Raw genomic sequence first — 21,473 nt, 5'->3', positions numbered from 1 at the left:
ACTTCATATTTCACCATAGACATACGCACCAAAAAGTTTTACAATCTGTCTGAATGAAGTAAATTTACCTATTGCTCAATCCACCTAACCATAGTAAAGATTTTCTGGTGATTTCGTTTCCTAGGGAAATCACTACACTAATATATGAAGGTCTTTCACCGAGGGCAGTAATCAAATGGATGTAAAGCTAATTTTAGCTGGATTAACCGTTATATTTACGATTTCGTGCTTATTTTTTGGCACGAAAAATGGCTTTTATGATTCAGATAACTATCATGGCAATGGCTCTGCACATTGAGCAAAGACTAAAATTTAGCGGCCAATCCCCCAAAATTCCCCCAAGCACGCAGGTGAAGGGAAAAATCCCTCACCCACCAGATTGAGGACTTTTCATTACTTAACTTTACCGAAACAACGGGGATTCGGCGGAGGTGTCCTCCCTCATCAAAATCTGCATTTTCAGGGTGTAGGGGCGGACTAGTAAATATACCCCTATGGTCACAAAACCAAAATTTCCATAATTCTTGACTTTTGTGACATATCCATGATTAAGAGGTTTGAGGGGAAGAGAGCATGAGGGATAAGCTGTCGGCGTCCTCTCGCGTTGACACTACAGAGACAAGCGAATTAGAATGTCTGCCTTATAGTGTTCAGCATCACGATGAGGGTGTATGTCTATTAGTGCGGATGGGGCCATACCGCATTATGCTAGACTGCGGCTTGGGTGAGATTTCATCTCTGGCTCAGGGACTAACTCAGTTAGCACCAGCGGATTTGGTCTTAGTTAGCCATGCTCACCCAGATCATGCTAGAGGACTGCTGGCACTCCATCAAGCCTTCCCACTTTTACCTATATATAGTAGCGAGGTAACTAGTAAGTTGCTGTCGCTCAATTGGTTAGACCAAGGTTTATCAAAAATTCCCCAATTTTGTCAGGCCTTGCCATTGCGATCGCCTGTAGAATTTCAAGAAGGTTTAGTAGCAGAATTATTTCCCGCTGGACACTTACCAGGGGCAGTAGCAATTTTACTCACTTATACCAACTCAGAGGGGAGTTACAAGCTACTGTATACAGGAGACTTTTTCTTATCTAACTCGCGGTTGGTTGAAGGTCTGCGTTTAGAAGAATTACGGGGAATAGACTTAGATGTGTTAATCATTGAAGGTACTTATGGCACATCTCGTCACACCCACCGTCGCCACCAAGAAAACCAATTAGCAGAGCGAATTCATCGCGCGATCGCGGATAATTGTTCAGTATTACTCCCCACACCCGCATTAGGGCTAGGTCAAGAACTGTTGATGTTGTTACGCAGCCATCACCACTTCACCGGACGCGACTTAAACATTTGGGTTGATGGTGCTGTTGCTATTGGCTGCGATGCTTATCTAGAACTCTTACCCCATCTCCCCTCATCAGTACAGAATTTCGCCCGCCATCAACCGTTATTTTGGGATGAACGAGTGCGTCCCCGCGTGCGTCGTTTGCAAGCAGAACATCGTCAAGCTGTAGGACATACGCCCTGTATCGTCCTCACCGATTCCACAGCCGATTTCAGCCAATACTGTCAACCAGACAGCGGCCCTTGGCTAATTCTGCTCCCGGAAAAAATTGATATCCAAGTTAATCAAACATATCCAGCGCCCACAACCATAGAAAGTTATTTGCTGGCGCAACACAGCGACGGGCCAGGTACAACCCAGCTAATTCATAATTTGCGTCCGCAACATGTCGTTTTCATCCACGGTTCACCCTCTTATTTAGCAGACCTCACCAGCTTAGAAGAACTACAAAACCGTTATCATCTCCATTCTCCAGCCGCGGGCATTTTAGTAGAATTACACATTGGCGAGACATTTTTACAACCTGCTGCACCAGAAACCAATTACGAAGGTGAGCTGACGGAGTTGGGAACTGTAGTCACAATAACCATTCCTGAAACTATCACCACTGATCCGCGTTGGCAACAATTTGCTGATACTGGATTAATTGAAGCTCGTTGGCAAGGAGAAGAATTAGTATTGCGGGGATTGTCGCAGCGAGAACTGCTCAACCAAAATAGCGATCGCTTTGCTTGGAATGATATAGAATGCTGTGGTACGTGCCGATATCAGCGAGGCCAGCGCTGCTGGAACTCCTCTTCCCCGCTTTATAATTTTAGAGTCACACTGGAAGGTTATTGCCCGGCTTTTGAGCGCCTCAATGATCATGAAAAGTAATTGAGAATGATTAAGGGCGGGAAAACCCCGCCCCTTGATGGTTTTGTCACAATAATTCTTCAACAAGCCAAAAGTCCAGGGCGGAAATATTGACACTGGACTCTCGACCTGCGATTATTTCACCTATTCAGGATTTGAATCTGTGTAACGGTTGCGGATGCGTTCGGCTTCGGGACAGTCCTCAGTCATCAGTGGTTCTACATTACCGCGTGGCACCGAAGCTAATTTTTGTGTTACAGCGCCAATGCTTTCGAGACGAACCATCTCTTCCCAAGAACAGACTTCGTCCTCTTCGTCTGTTTCATAACGTAGGGTGACTAAATCTCCCTCTATGTCGATGATGCGGGCGCGTTCGATCCAGCGTTGCTGGTCCCGCAAGAATACGCATACTTCCCGCCCATCGCAACACAACTGATAAATCTTGCGGTGTAGCATGTACTGCTTCTGCCTTTATAAACAACGTAGTTAAACCTGTCAAAATCTGGGTTTTACCCCATTACATAACGCCCGTGAGAGAGTAGCTTTCCGGTTCAGTAACAGTACATCTTTATGATCCAATTCAAAGACTTGCTCGTGGTTGTCAAAATCTGGGAAAATTTTGGATCGTAAACTAGCATCTACTGTACCAGTTGCCCTAATTCTCGTTAAGGCTCATGAAAACGAATGTCTGCTTCATAGAAGTCATACAATTCGGGAGTTTTCCTAACCAGGTTAATACTTGCTGGTGAGTTCTTCCTACCATTATGTAACAATAGATACTCCAAAACAAGTGTTGATTGCGGTTGTTTGAGTTGCCTACTTGTATTTATTGGCATTGCTGGGAAGTCCGGTAACTCGGCTGTACTTTTGCCCCTATGTATTTGATCTTAACTCATTCTTTTGCTTACCTGAACTGTATTTAGAACTATAGCCAAAAAAAACTTGGAGCCGTGTCACCCGGATTCTGGCGGCTCAATGAGTAATTATTGAGTAGGGCTGGGCATTTTTAGTGGTTTCTTCGCAAACAATGGCGTCCTTAAAGTTTTGAGTTACTGGTGTTTGGTGGCTATTATACTTCCCGTCTCCTCTTGTTGCGAGAGTATCAGCAAGATTTGCGCCCTATGGGAAATTCCAGTCGCAATTCTGTGGGTGCTTCTCGTTTAATTTGTCCAGCATGAACAGCATCATACAAAGCCGCGATCGCTGCCAAGTCATCCTGTCGATAGCACTTGCTCGCTAGCACTTGATAAAGTAAACCTTCAGACGCCACGCTAAGACATCCAGTTTGGAAAGCAGATTCAACAAGTGTGCGAATCATGGTCATCAGGGCAGATTGAGCTACTTATTACCTCCAGTGTGAAACATTTTTTTACTTTGCTGATTGACATGGAACAAATGGGGTAGTGATCATAATTACATCTTTATGTGATTTTTATCACAGAAATCAGTACCGCAATATAATCGTGAAAATAACGTAATGACACGGTTAACTAAAGTATGAAGTCTGAAGTCTGAAGTCTGAATTTACCCCACCAATAAACAATAGATCTGGAACTAAGGAAAAAACCAGCGGAAATCCTCATCTTTGCTGCTCAATTGCACCCAATCGACGTGAAGAGAGCGAAATTTTTGTACTAAGCGATCGCACGCCGGGCGTTCAGTGGCATAATGTCCAGCATCGATTAAAATCAGATGGCGATCGCGGCTTTCTTGGAACTGGTGGAACTTACAATCAGCCGTCAAATAAGCTTCAGCCCCAGTTTTCACCACCGCTGAAATATAACTAGCCCCCGAACCACCCAAAACAGCAATTCTGGAAATGACTTGTTGCAAATCTGCAATTGGCGAAACTAGCAGGTGGGCGGGCGCAAGCCGCTTGTGGATCAATGAGAGTAAATCTTCTAAAGTTAAAGCAGGCGCAAGCGACCCCACCCGCCCATAACCCAAACCTGTTTGGGTTGATACTACAGGAGAAACTGCTTGCAATTCTAGAATTTGCGCCAAAACGTCAGCCGTACCATCATCGACTTGATCAAAATTAGTATGGGCGCTGTAGATACCGATATTATGAATCAAAGCCAACCTGATCATTTCTGCGATCGCCTCTCCAGTGCGTAGAGATTTGAGAGGGTTAAAAATCAGCGGATGGTGAGCAAATATCAGATTAGCACCAAGAGAGATCGCCTCTTGCATCACCGCCAAAGTCGGAGTTAAACAGACCAAAACCCTAGCCTCAGACTGCAAAACCCCTGGCTCAACCTGCCAACCGCAATTATCCCAGCTTTCACACCAAGCCGGATTAGCCCATGCTTCAAACCAACTAATTAAATCAGCTATTTTCATGACAAACACAAATGATTTATCCCGAAATGTGCACAACCAACTCCCGCGTGTGACTTCGTTGACGATGTTCCCAAATATAGATACCTTGCCAAGTACCCAACACTAAATAACCGCTATTTATCGGGATATGTTCCGAGGTGTGAGTCAGCGCAGTACGAATGTGTGCTGGCATATCATCAGCACCTTCAGCATCGTGAATATACTTACCAGATTCGGGGACAAGTCTAGCCATGAAATCGGCTAAATCCACCAGCACATCAGGGTCAGCATTTTCTTGAATCACCAGACTAGCGGAAGTGTGGCGTAAAAATAAAGTACACAATCCCGTTTCTACCCCCGATTCAGCAACGATCGCCGCAATTTTGGCTGTGATATTATAGAAGGATTTGCCAGTTGTGGAAACTCTCAGTAGCTTTTGGTAATGAGTCATTTGCAGAACACCGACGAAGATTGATATTTAGCTGATCGCCACAGTTAACGGAGCAGGTAACTTTACTAAACTTATCAATGCTGGAGACTACTCGCTAACCCGCTGCCCAAAGCTAGCTCTGAATACAAGTTAGTATATTTTTGCTGGAGCACCCAAATCGGGTAGCGATCGCGCTAAAATCTTGTCACACTTATATTTTTAATTTAGCAAGCCCTATTCTCAATAATTTCTAGCTAAAATAGTATATCTGTTCTACTTAGACTCCCCAACCAACACTTAGAGGCTCTAATGGCTACCAACACCGATACTTCTGGCAAGCAAAAAGCGCTAAACATTGTACTAAACCAGATTGAGCGCAGCTTCGGTAAAGGAGCAATCATGCGCTTGGGTGATGCAACCCGGATGCGGGTAGAGACAATCTCCACAGGGGCGCTCACCCTAGATTTAGCATTAGGTGGCGGTTTACCTAAAGGACGGGTGATTGAAATCTATGGCCCCGAAAGTTCCGGTAAGACCACAGTAGCCCTACACGCCCTCGCTGAAGTGCAAAAAAATGGCGGTATAGCCGCCTTTGTTGATGCTGAACACGCCCTTGATCCTACCTACGCCCAAGCATTGGGTGTGGATATTGAAAATCTCCTGGTTTCCCAACCAGACACTGGCGAATCAGCTTTAGAAATTGTCGATCAGTTAGTCCGCTCTGCAGCAGTGGATATTGTCGTTATTGACTCAGTAGCAGCACTGGTTCCCCGCGCTGAAATTGAAGGCGATATGGGCGATGCTCATGTTGGTTTGCAAGCGCGGTTAATGAGTCAAGCTCTACGTAAAATTACTGGGAATATAGGTAAATCTGGCTGTACGGTAATATTTATCAACCAGTTGCGACAAAAAATCGGTGTCACCTACGGTAGCCCAGAAACCACCACTGGTGGTAACGCATTGAAATTTTACGCTTCGGTGCGCCTAGATATTCGCCGGATTCAAACCTTGAAGAAAGGTACAGACGAATTTGGGAACAGAGTTAAAGTCAAAGTTGCGAAAAATAAAGTCGCACCACCTTTTAGAATCGCCGAGTTTGACATTATTTTTGGTAAAGGGGTTTCCACCTTGGGTTGTCTTGTGGATTTAGCGGAAGAAACCGGGGTTTTACTCCGCAAAGGTGCGTGGTACAGCTACAACGGTGATAACATTTCCCAAGGAAGAGACAATGCGATTAAGTTTTTAGAAGAAAAACCCGAATTTGCGGAAAAAATTAAACAGCAAGTGCGTGAAAAACTCGATAAAGGAGCGGTGGTTTCTGCTAACTCTGTGGCTAAGTCTAGCGAAGATGAAGAAGAGGAAGAAATCGAATTAGAAGAAGAATAAGCACGAGAGATAGGTGGGTTTTTCCCACCTTGAATTATAAATTATCTGAAGTTAATAATAAAACTGTTGGAAATTTGCTAATTTTTAACGGCAATTATCAGTTGCTTGTTGGCGAAATAAACGGTCTAAAATTTCTGACTTCTCCTCTGCGGTGAAGCTATCTAATCGCTCAGGTTCCAAATCTGCAATTAAGCTGGATTCTCGGTGAACTTCTATGACTTCGTTCTGTATCGGAGTCAGTTGATTTGATATGTCTTGGTGAATATTCACCAAAGTTGCTGAATCGCTATCCAGGCGAGGTACAAGTTGCATCAGTAATTCTACTGCCACAGTTGGTAGAGTGCAACAGGTAGAATTCTCGAAAAAATTAAAAGTTATACCACCTAATCGCAGGCGATCGCCATCTTTAATGAGTGTCGGTTGATACACTGGCTCACCATTGACGAAGGAGCCGTTAGTACTATTAAAGTCGATTAAATAAAAACCTTGTCCTTCAACGTATTGAATAGCCCCATGACGCTCAGATAAATACGCTTCAGCAATCTGAATTCCGCTATTGCTATCACTGCCTATTGTCCAAATTCCCTGTGGTTGTTGTAACCTTTGTGACTTTTTTTCACTGAGGTTAGTCATCAGATATACCGCAGAAGCATCTACGACACCTTGTATATAATAATTCCCGACACCCCTGAGCGATCGCTGTTTTATATTCTCTAACTGGAAAATCTCCTCTAAAAGGTCGCTGTGGTGTTCATACAACTTGCGAAATAATTGAAATAAACTCAATTGCCTTTCTAGTTCTTGCTGTTGTAACTCGGCCATTATCGGCGAGTTTTTGACTGCGAACACACGCGACTTGCTGATTTCGGTCATGAATATTTCCTCTGAGGTCAGTAACAGGAACACATATCGGGTTTTTCAGAGATTTTATGTAACACTTAATTAAAAAATATGAAGAATGTTTTTAAAGAAACCCCTAATTATTAAAATTTTATTATGCAATTACAAAAAAAGCAAAAATAGTAGTATGTGTTTGCGACCGAGCCGGAAAAACGAAATCAGGCAAGAGCGATCGCCCTGAAAAAAACATAAAATTTTCACAGGGGAAGTTTGATGTCATCAACTACCCCATGCACACAAACACCTATCTGTGTCAATGTCTTCAGTAAATCAGAGCATCACTCGTGTTATTGGTTTAATTAGTGGCACATCCGTAGACGGTATAGACGCCGCTTTGGTAGAAATTATCGGTACAGATTTCGATCTCAAAATTGAGTTAGTCGCTAGAGCCACCTATCCCTACCCCGCCCAACTCAGGGAAAGAATTTTAGCGGTTTGTGCTGGCGATGCCATCTCCATGGCAGAATTAGCACAGATAGATGATGCGATCGCCTTAGCCTTTGCTCAAGCCGCCCAAGATATCCAAATTGGTCAACAGCCAGCAACCTTAATTGGTTCCCACGGTCAAACTGTTTACCATCGACCGCCCCATCCTTCATTGGGTTACAGTTTACAACTTGGTCGTGGTGCTTTGATTGCTCACCAGACAGGAATTACCACCATCAGTAACTTTCGCGTCGCAGATATTGCTGTTGGCGGTCATGGCGCCCCTTTAGTACCCAGAGTTGACGCCTTTTTGCTTAGTCATCCCCAAGCAGGGCGTTGTATTCAAAATATTGGCGGTATCGGTAATGTTGCGTATATTCCCCCACGCCATGGTGAGTGGCTCTCTAAAATTCGGGGTTGGGATACTGGGCCTGGAAATAGCCTACTGGATCTAGCGGTAGAGCACTTAAGTGCAGGTGCAAAGACGTATGATCAAGATGGCAAATGGGCAGCTAGCGGTACTCCCTGTTTAAATTTAGTTGCACAATGGCTCAACCAAGATTACTTTCACCTACCCCCACCGAAATCTACTGGTAGAGAGCTATTTGGTGTGAGCTATTTGCAACAATGTTTACAAGACGCCGAACCGCATCAACTCAGCCCAGCGGATTTCTTGGCGACACTGACAGAACTAACAGCCGCTTCTATTGCTCACAGTTACCGCCTGTTTTTACCGGAAATGCCCCAGCAAGTATTATTATGTGGTGGTGGTAGTCGCAATCTTTATTTAAAGCAACGCTTACAGTTTTTGTTGTCGTCAATACCAGTGTTGACCACCGATGAAGCAGGTTTGAATGCAGATTTTAAAGAAGCGATCGCCTTTGCAGTTCTCGCCTACTGGCGACAAATGAACCTTCCTGGAAACCTCCCCGCAGCCACCGGTGCCTTTGAGGAAATACCATTAGGAGAAGTACACCCGGCGTATCAAGCAACATAGCTGCTATACTTTCACAGACAAAATCTCAAGGCTATACTGTACTGATTTATCACCGAACATTTTTCTGTCTATGTTCCTGGTGAAACTCGAAGACAAGGAACCGACAAAGTGGTGCACACTTTTTTAATGCAGCCCGGACGCTGGACAATACAAGGAAATTGGCTAGAACGTAATGCTATGCCAATAAGCGTTAAGGGGATGACCTTGGTGGCTTGGAATCGAGATAACTGGTTCACTATGGCCACAAAGTTAATTTTTCCTGGTAGCGATCGCCAGGAAATATCCATGCAGTATAAAGGTTATCTACATAGCGATGAACGTCAGTACACTTTTTTACTGCAACACAATATTTTGGGTCAGATTGAAGGCGAAGGCTGGATTGGTCTATCCACAATAGTGCAGCGCTACTGGGTACTAGGCGATCGCCAACGTCGTACTGGCTTTGAAACCCTATATAGAATATCAGATAATACATATTATTTAAGTAGTGGTATCCTGGCTGGTCATTTTTTAGACAGTACAATAGAAGCCAGTATCGAGCGTCAATACACCTAAAACTTTTACAAATAACAAATAACGCACTTCCCCATCCCCCTCAATCCCCATTCCTTCATCAAATTTTCTATGTCAGACCCCAACATCGGTCGTCTACTCAGTAAACGCTACCAACTTCAAGAATTAATCGGTACTGGAGCTATGGGGAGAGTTTATCGTGCTAAGGATATTTTGCTGGGGGGTGTACCCGTTGCTGTCAAGTTTCTCGCTCTATCTATTCAAAACGAAAAAATGCGCTTGCAAGATCGTTTTGAGCGAGAAGCAAAAACCTGTGCTTTGTTGGGACAAAAAAGCATCCACATTGTGCGCGTCATGGACTATGGCGTAGATGAAAAAAACACACCATTCTATGTCATGGAGTATTTGCAAGGCAAAAGTCTTAGCAACGTCATTCGTCTGGAAAGTTTGTCCTTAAAAAGATTTTTCAGCATGGTGCGTCAAATCTGTTTAGGATTACAATGCGCTCATGATGGTATTTTAGTAGACGGCGCCATCTGTCCAATTATTCACCGCGATATTAAACCTAGCAATCTGCTGGTGATTCAAGACCCCAGTTTTGGAGAGTTAATTAAGGTTCTGGACTTTGGAATTGCCAAGTTACTACAGTCGGATAGCAATGTCACTAGCTATTATCTGGGTACTCTGGCTTATTCTTCTCCTGAACAAATGGAGGGTAAAGAACTAGATAACCGCTCAGACATATATAGTTTGGGTGTAATGATGTTTGAGATGTTGACGGGTAAAATGCCTTTGGTGGTGAGTACCTCCTCTTTTGGCGCATGGTACAGGACACATCGTCATGAACCACCACGTTCCTTTGCAGAAGTTGCGCCCAAATTGCAATTACCCAAACAGGTAGAAGATTTAGTCATGAGTTGTCTAGCCAAGACAGCCGGCGATCGCCCTCAAAACATCAGTGAAATTCTCAAAACTTTAGTATCCATAGAACAGAATTACCACACTCAGGGAATTCGCTCCACCAGTAATCTGCAGACAAATCTAGCTATAGTTAAGGTGGAATCTGTGCAGAAAACTCCCAAAAAAGCCCTTTCTCCCCAGGAAGTTAATCATATTTACTCCTGGCCCCCGGATAAACCCATTGCTGATATTGTTTTTCCCCAGTCTATTCATAGCAACGGAGAGATTTTACCTGCTCTGTGGGTGATGTTACCACAGCAGGAGATTCAAAAGCGTCTGGTCTGTACTCGCTACAATCAATTTCTGTTTATCACTGTTCCTCATCCCATGCTCCTCTGGATTACCGTGATTTACAACCGTAAGCATGGCCCTAAATGGTTATCTTATTACCTTGACTTGAAAACCAGTCTAGGTCAGGAAATCACCCAACTATTGGGACGCGCAGGTTATTACAAGCTATTATTTTTTGCTAGAGAGACACCGGAGCGCTGTTATCATATACTGCTTTCTAGCATTGCTCCTGCTCAACGCCAAAGACTACAACAGTGGGTCACAAGCAGCCAAGTTCTGGTATCTTCTGCTGAACCACAAATGAGTAAAAGTTTACTCAAAAATGAATACGAGAAAATCAAACCCGCGATTTTGACCAAGCTAGAAGCGATGAATACAGATTCTGCCTACGATCTCTCCGGTTAGAGTAGTGTAAATTTATGTAAATAATCATCTCTGGATAGTTGTAAGTTTTTTTGAGAAAAAATATAATTATCTCCGGTGCTAGCTTGAAAAATAAGATTGATTAGCGTTTACATAACATAGCACTGTATGTCATTAATTTTGATGCAGTTGATTTCTAGTCATGACTTTAGTCTTTTATTGAGAGCTTAAGTGTTCACTACAAACTCATAAAAAACAATGACTCGAAGCAATAGCTTCTTTAATTAGTTGTATAGCTGCCTGTTGTTATATTCTGAAACAGAAACTAGTGTTGGCGAATATATTTAGTGGATTTACGTCGAGGTTAAAGCGTATAGACAGGCAAAATTACTAACGCCCAACTTGGAATTTTCAACTGTCAATTTCCAGCAACTGATCGGAGTTGACGCCCCAGCATCCCCAGCTCCTTTCCTCCTTGGAACCGAGCAAGAGAAGGAGGTCGCCCACTGCGACACTAGAAAGACTCTATGCCATAGTGGAACCTGTATCTAAGCCCCACTGGTGCTTCAACAACTCTTTGTAAGTTGCTTCCCGCACTACCATTTGTTCATACAGCTTGACTAAAAAGTCTTTAGCTTGTTCATGACTCATGTGCTGTACTTGATGAGCAAATGAGTGAATATTGAATTGCTGTTCCAAAGACAGTTCGATTGGTTGACTCATAATTAACTCCGAAAGAAAACAACGCTTAAAGGTTACATCGATTACAGAAGCTCCAAAGGGTTAATACTTGGGCTGTATTTGTCTACCATTTGTTCCTCCGTATTAAGAAAGATAACAATTGTTTGACTGAATGCCCATACCCTTTAGGGTATTTTTTGGTTCGGATATCTCGCACTGAATCCCACTGATATCAAATCCAAGTCTGCTAGAGCAGATTCCTGGAAAATTCACTATTTATGAACCTTGAGAAGGATTAACAGCCTGATTTATCCCTCTCCAGACTTTCTCACCTCTCCTGAAAGGACAGAATAGATGAATGAAAGTTATAGATGTGAATTATATTCGCCATACCGTATACAGTGCAAGATGTCAATTAACCGATTTGTGTAAAATGAACCTCCAAAGTGGTCTTTGGAGGCTAAGAGTATTTTTATCAAGTTGTAAATAGGAAAAATGCTCAGGCTGAACAAATTGCTGAGTATATGTACTAGAAAACTTCATGAATGCTTGATGTGCTAGTTTTCTAGTGAAGAGTTTTAGTTGTCATTTGTAATTTTTCCTTTGTAAATACAAAGGACTAGTAACAGGATTAAGAGTCTGAATTAATTTTTATAAAAATTAATTAAGAATTATGATCAGCTGCGACCAGAATCACGGTAATGTTATCGTGTCCGCCTTCTTCTTTGGCTGCAACGACTAGAGAATTAGCAGCCTGTTCTAGGGAGGGGTGGCTTTGCAGACAATGATTAATCTTTTGCTCGACAAGTTCTTCTGTCAGGCCGTCACTGCATAATAGTAGGCGATCGCCTGCTTGCACATCCAACGACTGAACATCGATTTGATGCAAATCATCGCGCCCCAAACACCGAGACAATACATGACGGAAAGGGTGTATTCGGGCTTCGTCTGTGGTGATATCACCAACTCTGATAGCTCTTGCTACCCAGGTATGGTCTTCTGTAATTTGTTGTAGTTGCGAGTTACGCCAGCGATAAAGCCGAGAATCACCAACATGGGAACAGTAAGGGGATTCTGGTTCTCGAAACACCACCACTACAGCCGTTGTCCCCATATCAGCGCGTTCGGGGTGATGCTGCTGGTCTTGTAAAATTGCTTCATTAGCTTTCCATAAAGCTTGGTCTAATAATTCCGAAGACGATTGAGGAGATTGCCAATTTTCCTCTAAATACGCGCGAATTTCTTGAGTAGCAATGCGACTTGCTTCTTCACCTCCCGCATGACCACCCATACCATCAGCAACGACAAAAAATCTCCCCTTTGGGTCGATATAGTAAGCGTCTTGATTATTAGAACGAATCAGCCCCGGATCAGTGATACCGGTGAAGTTAAGTTTCATAAAGTTTACTGCCAAAATTAATAGCCAAAATTAATACATGCGGTCATAACGGTCGAGGCGTAAAAGCATACGAATCAGTATCCCGGCGACTACTACAGCAATTAAACCTGCAAGTAGTGCCAGCCATAGATAATGATTCACCAATAAAATCGTACCTGAAAGAGTGAATCCACTGATGAGCAGAGCGTAACTAATTCCTAGTTGAATATTGCCTTGGCGGCGCAGCAGACGTTCTGTTTCAATAGAACGCACCCGCACGCGCATGTCTCCCCGCTCTAATTTTTCTAGAGTATCTTCTAGTCTACGTGGTAATCCTAAAGCGGTGGTACTGACTTGAACTGCTTGACGACTTAATTCATTGAGGAAGCTGTTGCTTTCCGGGCCATTCATGTTAGTCATAAGCTGCATTGCGTATGGTTTGGCAACTTCCATAAAATTAAATTCTGGATCTAGACCCTTACCCACCCCCTCCAGAGTGGAAAAGGCGCGCATCACAAAAGTAAAAGTTGCGGGAAATCTAAATGGTTGATTATAAGCGATTTCGTATAAATCGTCACTAATAGCTGCAACAGATTGGTTTTCAAAAGGCTTATCCATGAAATTATCCAGCATGTACTGCACAGAACGCCGGACTGGGCCCATGTCATCCACCGGTGCGATCGCCCCCAAATCTATGAGAGACTGGACTACGCGATCGCCATCCTTTTGAGCAATGCCAAATAAAGTTTCCATCAAGCCATCACGCACATTTGACTTCACCTGTCCCATCATCCCGAAATCGTAGAAAATTAAACCACCATCGGGACTAACAGCGATGTTACCAGGGTGAGGGTCGGCATGAAAAAAGCCACTATCAAGTAACTGATGTAGATAAGCCTGCGCCCCTTGACGTGCAATAGTTTTGCGGTCTAAACCTGCTGCTTCTAAAGCTTCATATTGGCTAATTTTAATTCCAGGGACATATTCCAAAGTCAGCACCCGCGAAGATGCATAACGCCAGAAAACCCTGGGAACCTTGACCCAATCATAGCTGCGAAAATTCCGGCGGAAAGTATCAGCGTTGCGACCTTCATTGAGATAATCAATTTCTTGCCAAAGAATTCGACAACATTCCTCATAAATCCCGATCCAATCTCGTCCCCGTCCCCATTTTGGATGGTTTTGAAAATAACGAGCAATTCCCTTAAGAATTTGTAAATCTATTTCAAATAGCTTCTTTAATCCGGGGCGTTGCACTTTGACAACCACCGCTTCACCGGAATGTAACACAGCCTTGTGTACTTGTCCCAAACTAGCAGCAGCTAAGGGAATCGGTTCAAAAGTCTCGAAAAGTTCAGGAATTTTTTTGCCTAATTCTTGCTGAATAGTCGTTTCTACTTGCTCATAACTAAAAGCCGGAACTTTATCTTGAAGCTTGGCTAATTCTTCTACATACTCACCAGGGAAGATATCAGCACGGGTAGAAAACAACTGACCGACCTTGATAAAGGTTGGCCCTAAATCCAGTAGGGTGTTGCGAATCCAGACAGCTTGTGCTTTGCGTCTTGCAGTTTGCTTGGCTTCAGTCACACCACCAGGGTAACTCCAGGATTTGTTGTAGAGCCAAAGTTTGTACATTAAAGTCAAGACAAAAGACCAAATGTCGATAAAGCGCCGTCTACTAGAATAGCTTTCACGATTCCAACGGTAAGCCTGATCTGAATAACCTTTTTCCATATGCTTTGCGTACCGTTGGTTTATTGCCGAATCATCAGGAAGAAAAGACACTTCAGTTCCTAAACTGTTTTGGATATGGTGTCAAACGACACTTGATTTATAAAGAATTACTGCGATACTTCTGCAATTCAGTCCGCAGTAAAGCGATTTCAGCTCGCAGTTCGTCGATTACCGCTTGTAAGTCCACTGATTCCGAACCAGTTGTACCACCTGTAGTGGTTTCACCCGCATTAGCAGCCGCTGCTGCACGATTTGCCCGTTCTAAGACTTCATCTGTAAACTGGCGTAGTTGCTCTCTAGTTTCGGCGTCAAATTTGCCCAGTTCACTCAAAGCGTCTGTCAAAGCGACTTCTAAGCGTTCGTTGAACACTTCAGCGACGGCTCTACCGACAAAAAAGGCTTGTACAAGGGGGTTGCTCATAAATTTTTGTTACGTTGCTCCGCAAAAGAATTATAACTTGCCCGTATGCTTTGCGGCTTCCACTGTGGAGCTAAAGATTTGAGATGGCAAATTTCCAGTTTAAGGCGACTACTCCCATCCTAACGACCAGCGGATACAAGCGAAACCACAACTGTAAATGTAGAAAACACGCAAATTTATCTGAATTATTCTCAAAATCATTCATTTTCTTAGTGTATATACTTAAAGTATGGGAATTCTACTTGATGTTTTAAATACACTGTTCCCCTTAAAACTATGAATAGCTATCCAGATTTCAGCGAACACGGCTATCAAGTTTTGCGAGAATTGGGACGTAATCGGGAAGGAGGAAGGATTACCTGGCTAGCATCAAAAGTTGAGACAGGGGAACAGATAGTAATCAAACAGTTTTGCTTTGCTCAAGCTGGTTCTAGTTGGTCTGGGTTCAAAGCTTGTGAGCAAGAAATTCAATTTTTACAAAAACTTAATCATCCTGGTATTCCCCGCTATCTGGATTCTTTTGAGCGACCTGATGGCTTTTGTCTAGTTCAAGAATATATCAATGCCCCATCTTTAGCAGCAACTCACAGCTTTGCACCAGAGGAAATTAAACAAATTGCAGTTAAAGCTTTAGAAATTATTGTATATCTGCAAAATCGGATTCCGCCGATAATTCATCGAGATATTAAACCGGAAAATATTTTGGTGGATGAGCAACTCAACGTCTATATAATTGACTTTGGTTTTGCTCGTGTTGGCAGCCAGGAAGTTGCAGCAAGTAGTGTATTTAAAGGTACTCCAGGTTTTATCCCACCTGAGCAAATGTTTAAACCAACAGAGGCTACAGATTTGTATGCTTTGGGTGTAACTTTGATTTGCTTACTAACAGGAATTAAATCAACAAAAATCGACCAATTGCAAGACCAAGATGATCCATATTTAATCAAGTTTCACCATCTTTTACCTCAGTTGAGTCTACGGTTTCTGGGTTGGTTAGAAAAGATGGTACAACCGCTACAGAAAAACCGTTTTGCTAATGCACAATCAGCTTTAAAAGCACTTAAACCACTTGATATTATCCGTGTAGCGGGAGTGGATTTTAGTGAAACAGTGCTGGAATTCAAAGCGCACCGATTAGGGGAAAAGCTAACACAAAGTATCAGAGTTGAGAACCCGATATCAGATACTTTACTACAAGGTAGATGGGAAGTTGCACCCCATCCTCATGACCCACCGCATACGCCAGATGATCATGCTTGGATTGCGGTGACACCTGGTCAATTTAACGGGAATCATACTCGGTGTCAGGTTCAGGTGGATACGAGTAAATTGATGGCGGATAAGCAGTATAAACGTCAACTTATATTGCACTGTAATGCTTATCCAGAGACTCATACTTTAACAGTGAAGGTGCAGACGGCTGCTTTAATTGGAAAGCGTAATATACCCTTTGGTGGTTTAATTGGGCTGTTTTTAGTGGCTGTGGTGGTAGCTATGGCTACGACTTGGTTTATTACTTATGCTGCAAGTGCGGTTGCGAGTTTTTTGTTAGAAATTTTTGGATATGGGCCCATTCTTTTTATCGGTATTCTCTCACTTGTGTGTGGGTTTTGGGTGGGTTATTACACACTAAAGCGAGGAGACTCTGTGGATGTGGCTGTGGGTTGGGCTATGGGTGGGGCTGTGGGTTTGGCTGTGGGTGTGGCTGCGGGTGTGGCTTTGGGTTTGGCTTTGGGTTTGGCTGTGGGTGTGGCTGCGGGTGTGGCTGCGGGTGTGGTTGTGGCTTGGGCTTTGGGTTGGGTTATAAATTTGGCTGAAGACTCATTTACAACCGTACTAATACTACTAACATTAGGATTTGGAGCTAGCGCAGGAACTGGGATAATAGCGGGCTTTCTAAATCCATTTATTTTGTTAGCACTAACAGGAACCAGTTTACCCACACTTTCCCTGCTGCTTTATTCACCTCTAAAAACACGTAAGTTAATCACTAAATATCGTCACTCTGAAGAATCTTTAATCAAGCCGTAATTAATATAGATCCCCGAATTCTTAAAGGATGCTGTTGGCGAATAGGAGATAAGACCCTTTACATCAAGATTTTTCGTTATCGCAAGGTATTGTGGGGGCGAACGGCCGTTCGCCCCTACTTAGCTATTTGTGAGGAAGATAAAATCGCACGCTCTAAAAAAGAGCGATCGCACCCACCACACCCAAGCCCCAAAAAGAGCGATCGCTAGTGATAAAATCAACCTACAACCACTTGAGGCAGGCTCAATTCTATGACCGTTGCTCAAGAACTAGATTCTCAAGAAAGCATCACCCAAGAGGTGATATTTCCCCCTGGTGATTTATATAGTGATGAACCGCCCTTGGAAACTGAATTGCATCTACGACAAATTATCCTACTTTTGCAATGTCTAGAATGGCTGTGGCGAGACAGAAATGATTTTTATGCGGCCGGAAACCTGACCATTTACTACAGTCCGCGCCAACTAAAGTCAGAAAAATTCCGGGGGCCAGACTTTTTTGTAGTGTTGGGAACGGAACGCAAAACCCGAAAAAGTTGGGTAGTCTGGGACGAAGATGGTAAATATCCGAATGTAATTCTAGAAATCTTATCCGACTCCACAGCGAAGACGGATAGAGGTTTAAAGAAAGAAATTTATCAAAATACTTTCCGTACACCTGATTATTTTTGGTTTGATCCGTATACACAAGAGTTTGCGGGTTTTCATCTAGTGGATGGCGAGTATCAACCTCTACAAGCTTCCGAACAGGGATATTTGTGGAGCCATCAGCTAGGCTTATATCTGGGAATTCATCAGGGATTATTGCGGTTTTTTACACCAAATGGGCTACTAGTTCCGAAACCTGAAGAAATAGTGGAACAAGCAGAACAAAGGGTAGAACAAGCAGAACAAAGGGTAGAACAAGCAGAACAAAGGGTGGAACAGGAAGCCCGAAAAGCAGAACGTTTAGCAGCCAAACTGCGGGAGTTAAATATTGACCCAGATACAATTTAGAATAGAGCGATCGCTTATTTTCGCGCTTCTCAAAAATTATTCTTCCCCAGTCTCAAACTTCATCTCTTCATAAAGATCTCTCAAGGGAATTTGAAACTCTATTGAGTTGAGACATAACGCTGCATCTATTGACTCATATTCTGTTAATACCCATTGACCATCAGCATTTTTATTAAACTGCTCAACAACAAATTCATATTGATTAATTAAAATATATTCTTGGAGTGTGGAAATAGAACGATAAAATCTAAATTTATTACTTCTATCGTGACTCTCTGTCGATTTAGATAAAACTTCCGCAATCATTAGAGGATTGGTTACTGTAGTAGTCCCAGTACCGTCATATATCGGTTCTCCATGAATAACCATAACATCAGGATAGGTGTTGATCCGATAACGCGGTATCCACAATTTGACATCACCCATGTAGATTTTATAATTTTTACCCCGCATGTTAAATTTAAAATTGGTGCAAAAATTACCTACAATTTCGTTGTGATGAGTTGTGCTACTAGCTATAGGAATTATCTCTCCATCCCAATATTCATTTTTGCATTCTGATGTTTCTTCTAGTTGTAAATACTCTTCGGGAGTGTAGTATTTTTTTGCTGTTTGGATTTGCATAATTACTACCTAATTAAAATCTCAATGACGTGGATAAGACTGGGCTAAAAATTCTTCGGCTTCTGCTCTATTTTTAATTACTCCATCCAATGTTGCTACTAGTAATTCATCTAGAATTTGCCGATACTGTGGCCCTGGTTTGTAACCCAATTGTTTTAAATCATCACCATTCAACAGTGGCTGTACATTCAGCCAATGGGTAAGATATTGCCAAATCTGTCGCCTGACTGCTCGCGGACTCTGCACAGCGATTAAAATCAGCATGGGGATGTTGTACTGTTTGAGTAACTGCACTAATTGACTGGGACGCTGACAAGTGGGTAATGCTGTTAATAACTCCGCTTGTGCAGGGACTATGTTTTTCAATCGAGAGATGCTATCTTCTGGTAATTGCAGATTTATCGCCACTTTCGCCCGATATTGTGGTGCGAGGTGAGCAATTAACGCTTCCAAGCGCATTTGCCAATGATTGAGGGTTTGTTGAGGGTCAAATCGCCGCAAACACCGTTCTAATAAACTTAGCTGTCGCAGCAGTTCTTGGTCTAAGCTGAGGGTGGGATGAATGCACTGCAATGCACCCAAATGATTCAATAACTGTAAAGATCCTTGCCAATAAGGAGCTTCCAGAATATGCTTTAATTCAGCTTTCAAGCGGGTTTGCAGGGCGGGAGTTTTGCTATTTTCTTGAGCAGTGCGATCATAAACGCCACTATTAATGGCATAACGAATATACTCTTCTGTCTGCGGTGCTATTTGGAATCCCAAGCGCACAGCGAAGCGTACACCGCGATAAATCCTGGTAGGGTCTTCAATAAAGCTGTTAGCGTGTAAAACTCGAATTTCCTGGGCTTGCAAATCCAGCAGACCACCAAAAAAATCGAGCAGTTCGCCAGCACGGGGAGAAGTCAGCCGCAACGCCATTGCATTGATGGTAAAATCTCGGCGGTACAAGTCTTGGCGAATGGAACTGGCTTCAACTTCTGGATTCGCCGCTGGGTAAGGATAAAATTCTGTCCTGGCTGTGGCAATATCTACCCACAATGAGTTTAACACAGCGTCTTTGTGCCATAACAAAGCTGCCGTTTGAAAAGCGCCGTGGATTTCTAAACGGGCTTCTGGGTAAAGTTGTTGCAGCGCCTTAGCTAGTTCCACCCCAGCACCGACATCTGCTGTTTTGTGAAAACCATCAACTACAAGGTCAATATCTGTAATCATTAATGTGCCAGCAGACTTTTCAGCTAAAAGCAAGTCTCGCACCGCACCCCCCACCAGATAAAGATGCCAACCTCGTTTTTCGGCTTCCTGGGATGCTTTGGTGAGCAATCGCCAAAATGGCGGCGCTAGGCGAGATTGTAATTCAGTGCTGAGTCGTGAGTGCTGGGAATAATTGTGAATTTTGAGTCGGGAATTTTCAATTTTGAATTCTCCTTGATGTAATTCCCGCAACACATCAGTCCTGGTAACAATACCCAATAATTGCCCATGTTCCCAGACTGGTAAGCGCCCGATATCATACGTCACCATCAACGACTGAATTTGTGGCAGTGTGGTATCTGGTGTAATGGTTTTGACGCTGGTTGTCATGTAGCCTTTGACCGGCGCGTGACTAAAACCGTGATGCAGAGCAATATCAATATCTCTGCGAGAAATAATTCCGACTAATTGTCCTTGAGCATCGACTACAGATAAACCAGAATGTCCATAGCGTAACAAAATTCTCTGTGCTGCGGCGATCGCCGTTTCCGGTCGGATAGTGCGGACTGGGGAAGACATTAAATCTCTAGCCACCGGAGGATAGGGAATGGTAGCTTGAATCTGGTCTAGGAGTTGTTGTAATATCGCTGGCGAATTAACACTCCGGAGAGTTAGAGAAGCCGCTTGGGAGTGACCACCACCACCAAGGGGTTGAAATAATGAGTTAAGGTTGAGACTGGGAATTAGCGATCGCCCAATCACATTTAAACGACAATCTTCTTCCCCATATTCGTTCACCAACAATAAAGCATCGATTTCTGTCAACTCCATCAATTGGGAAGCTAAACTTGATAGCCCCGGTACAAATTTTGTAGTTTTTAAAATTACTGAACCTATAGTATATCCACGTAAACGAAGATATGCCAGATTTTCCAGCGCCTCAGCTAATAGCCGCTGCAAATGGAGTGACAAACCAGGATCACGGTATGTGGAAACAACCGAGTTACTGGCTCCTTGTTGCATCAACCAAGCCAAAGCTAAAGCATCCCGTGGCGTAGATTGCTCAAAGGTCAAAGAGCCAGTGTCAACATGGATACCCAAAGCCATCACCGTAGATTCAGCGGGCGTTAAAGAAATCTGCTGTTGTTGCAATTGCTCAACGATCAAAGTCGTAGTTGCTCCCACAGGAGAAACATGTAATTGAGTAGCAGGAATATCTAGTTCTTGTCCTAGGTGATGGTCATAAACTATGATTTGTTTGATGTGGGATAAACTCAACCACTCAGCAGCCTTACCCAAGCGATCGCACTGTTGTGTATCCACCACCATCAGCGAACGAATGTTTTCTGGGTTAACAGCGCGTCTTTCAATCAGCGGATACTCATCCCGGTACAAAGCTAAAAAATCCCTGACAGGAGGATGAGCACCCCCAGTCAGCACAATCTTACTCCCCGGTAGCAAGCGCGCCAGCCCTACCGCAGCCCCCAAGGCATCAAAATCAGCCGTCGTGTGGCAAAGAATTAAGTCCATAGTCAAGCGTCATCAATCATTAGTACTTAGACAAAGGACAAATAACAAATAACAAATAACTATAATGTCGCAATTTCTGCTAGCTTACAAATAAG

18 protein-coding genes are annotated in these 21,473 nt (G+C 43.2%); 7 read left to right on the top strand and 11 right to left on the bottom strand.

The annotated features are described in order from the left end of the window. The first annotated feature begins 573 nt into the window (after nucleotides 1-573). Nucleotides 574-2,220 (top strand): MBL fold metallo-hydrolase, encoded by a 1,647-nt coding sequence (locus MIC7126_RS0106850; protein WP_026100081.1) that lies wholly within the window; start codon nucleotides 574-576, stop codon nucleotides 2,218-2,220. Between the two features lie 123 nt (nucleotides 2,221-2,343). Here MIC7126_RS0106850 and MIC7126_RS0106845 read toward each other — a convergent pair whose 3' ends face one another. From MIC7126_RS0106845 to MIC7126_RS0106830, 4 genes are all read right to left on the bottom strand, one after another. Further along, on the bottom strand, nucleotides 2,344-2,655 hold the full coding sequence (locus MIC7126_RS0106845; RefSeq protein WP_017652391.1) for a DUF6679 family protein: 312 nt from the start codon (nucleotides 2,653-2,655) through the stop codon (nucleotides 2,344-2,346). A gap of 646 nt (nucleotides 2,656-3,301) precedes the next feature. Further along, complete coding sequence (locus MIC7126_RS0106840; RefSeq protein ID WP_017652390.1) at nucleotides 3,302-3,517, bottom strand: hypothetical protein; 216 nt, start codon at nucleotides 3,515-3,517, stop codon at nucleotides 3,302-3,304. 236 nt (nucleotides 3,518-3,753) lie between these two features. After that, complete coding sequence (locus MIC7126_RS0106835) at nucleotides 3,754-4,542, bottom strand: Nif3-like dinuclear metal center hexameric protein (protein ID WP_017652389.1); 789 nt, start codon at nucleotides 4,540-4,542, stop codon at nucleotides 3,754-3,756. Between the two features lie 16 nt (nucleotides 4,543-4,558). After that, nucleotides 4,559-4,972, bottom strand: a complete 414-nt coding sequence (locus MIC7126_RS0106830) for a secondary thiamine-phosphate synthase enzyme YjbQ (protein WP_017652388.1) — start codon at nucleotides 4,970-4,972, stop codon at nucleotides 4,559-4,561. A gap of 288 nt (nucleotides 4,973-5,260) precedes the next feature. Between MIC7126_RS0106830 and recA the strand changes: the two genes are divergently transcribed. Continuing rightward, entirely contained in the window at nucleotides 5,261-6,337 is a 1,077-nt protein-coding gene (gene recA, locus MIC7126_RS0106825; RefSeq protein ID WP_017652387.1) for a recombinase RecA, read from the top strand. 84 nt (nucleotides 6,338-6,421) lie between these two features. On the opposite strand, the gene MIC7126_RS0106820 is transcribed toward recA, so the two are convergent. Further along, complete coding sequence (locus tag MIC7126_RS0106820) at nucleotides 6,422-7,210, bottom strand: FHA domain-containing protein (protein WP_026100080.1); 789 nt, start codon at nucleotides 7,208-7,210, stop codon at nucleotides 6,422-6,424. Between the two features lie 283 nt (nucleotides 7,211-7,493). On the opposite strand from MIC7126_RS0106820, the gene MIC7126_RS0106815 reads away from it, so the two are divergent. The 3 genes from MIC7126_RS0106815 (at nucleotide 7,494) to MIC7126_RS0106805 (ending at nucleotide 10,829) form a co-directional block, all read left to right on the top strand. Then, nucleotides 7,494-8,660 carry an anhydro-N-acetylmuramic acid kinase gene (locus tag MIC7126_RS0106815; RefSeq protein WP_017652385.1) on the top strand — a complete coding sequence of 389 codons (1,167 nt, stop codon included), beginning with the start codon at nucleotides 7,494-7,496 and terminating at the stop codon, nucleotides 8,658-8,660. A gap of 108 nt (nucleotides 8,661-8,768) precedes the next feature. Then, nucleotides 8,769-9,215 carry a hypothetical protein gene (locus MIC7126_RS0106810; protein ID WP_017652384.1) on the top strand — a complete coding sequence of 149 codons (447 nt, stop codon included), beginning with the start codon at nucleotides 8,769-8,771 and terminating at the stop codon, nucleotides 9,213-9,215. 69 nt (nucleotides 9,216-9,284) lie between these two features. Further along, a complete protein-coding gene (locus MIC7126_RS0106805) occupies nucleotides 9,285-10,829 on the top strand; it encodes a serine/threonine protein kinase (RefSeq protein WP_017652383.1) in 1,545 nt (514 codons plus the stop codon). Between the two features lie 483 nt (nucleotides 10,830-11,312). On the opposite strand, the gene MIC7126_RS0106800 is transcribed toward MIC7126_RS0106805, so the two are convergent. The 4 genes from MIC7126_RS0106800 to MIC7126_RS0106785 all read right to left on the bottom strand — a co-directional run bounded on the left by MIC7126_RS0106800 (nucleotide 11,313) and on the right by MIC7126_RS0106785 (nucleotide 15,004). Continuing rightward, nucleotides 11,313-11,510 (bottom strand): NblA/ycf18 family protein, encoded by a 198-nt coding sequence (locus MIC7126_RS0106800; protein ID WP_017652382.1) that lies wholly within the window; start codon nucleotides 11,508-11,510, stop codon nucleotides 11,313-11,315. A 622-nt stretch (nucleotides 11,511-12,132) separates the two neighbouring features. Then, nucleotides 12,133-12,867 (bottom strand): Stp1/IreP family PP2C-type Ser/Thr phosphatase, encoded by a 735-nt coding sequence (locus MIC7126_RS0106795; protein WP_017652381.1) that lies wholly within the window; start codon nucleotides 12,865-12,867, stop codon nucleotides 12,133-12,135. A gap of 30 nt (nucleotides 12,868-12,897) precedes the next feature. Then, complete coding sequence (locus MIC7126_RS0106790) at nucleotides 12,898-14,583, bottom strand: ABC1 kinase family protein (protein WP_017652380.1); 1,686 nt, start codon at nucleotides 14,581-14,583, stop codon at nucleotides 12,898-12,900. 97 nt (nucleotides 14,584-14,680) lie between these two features. Next, on the bottom strand, nucleotides 14,681-15,004 hold the full coding sequence (locus MIC7126_RS0106785; protein WP_017652379.1) for a DUF6825 family protein: 324 nt from the start codon (nucleotides 15,002-15,004) through the stop codon (nucleotides 14,681-14,683). A 276-nt stretch (nucleotides 15,005-15,280) separates the two neighbouring features. Here MIC7126_RS0106785 and MIC7126_RS0106780 point away from each other — a divergent pair, with 276 nt between their 5' ends. Together MIC7126_RS0106780 and MIC7126_RS0106775 are read left to right on the top strand one after the other, a co-directional pair. Then, nucleotides 15,281-17,035, top strand: a complete 1,755-nt coding sequence (locus tag MIC7126_RS0106780) for a serine/threonine protein kinase (RefSeq protein ID WP_017652378.1) — start codon at nucleotides 15,281-15,283, stop codon at nucleotides 17,033-17,035. 251 nt (nucleotides 17,036-17,286) lie between these two features. Continuing rightward, nucleotides 17,287-18,030, top strand: a complete 744-nt coding sequence (locus tag MIC7126_RS0106775; RefSeq protein WP_017652377.1) for a Uma2 family endonuclease — start codon at nucleotides 17,287-17,289, stop codon at nucleotides 18,028-18,030. Between the two features lie 36 nt (nucleotides 18,031-18,066). On the opposite strand, the gene MIC7126_RS0106770 is transcribed toward MIC7126_RS0106775, so the two are convergent. Both MIC7126_RS0106770 and MIC7126_RS0106765 read right to left on the bottom strand, forming a co-directional pair. Further along, nucleotides 18,067-18,654 carry a Uma2 family endonuclease gene (locus MIC7126_RS0106770; RefSeq protein WP_017652376.1) on the bottom strand — a complete coding sequence of 196 codons (588 nt, stop codon included), beginning with the start codon at nucleotides 18,652-18,654 and terminating at the stop codon, nucleotides 18,067-18,069. 21 nt (nucleotides 18,655-18,675) lie between these two features. Then, entirely contained in the window at nucleotides 18,676-21,378 is a 2,703-nt protein-coding gene (locus MIC7126_RS0106765) for a CBS domain-containing protein (protein WP_017652375.1), read from the bottom strand. Between the last annotated feature and the right edge of the window lie 95 nt (nucleotides 21,379-21,473).

The organism is Fortiea contorta PCC 7126 (assembly GCF_000332295.1).
GTDB lineage: Bacteria > Cyanobacteriota > Cyanobacteriia > Cyanobacteriales > Nostocaceae > Fortiea > Fortiea contorta.
This window is presented reverse-complemented; position numbering and strand designations above follow the sequence as displayed.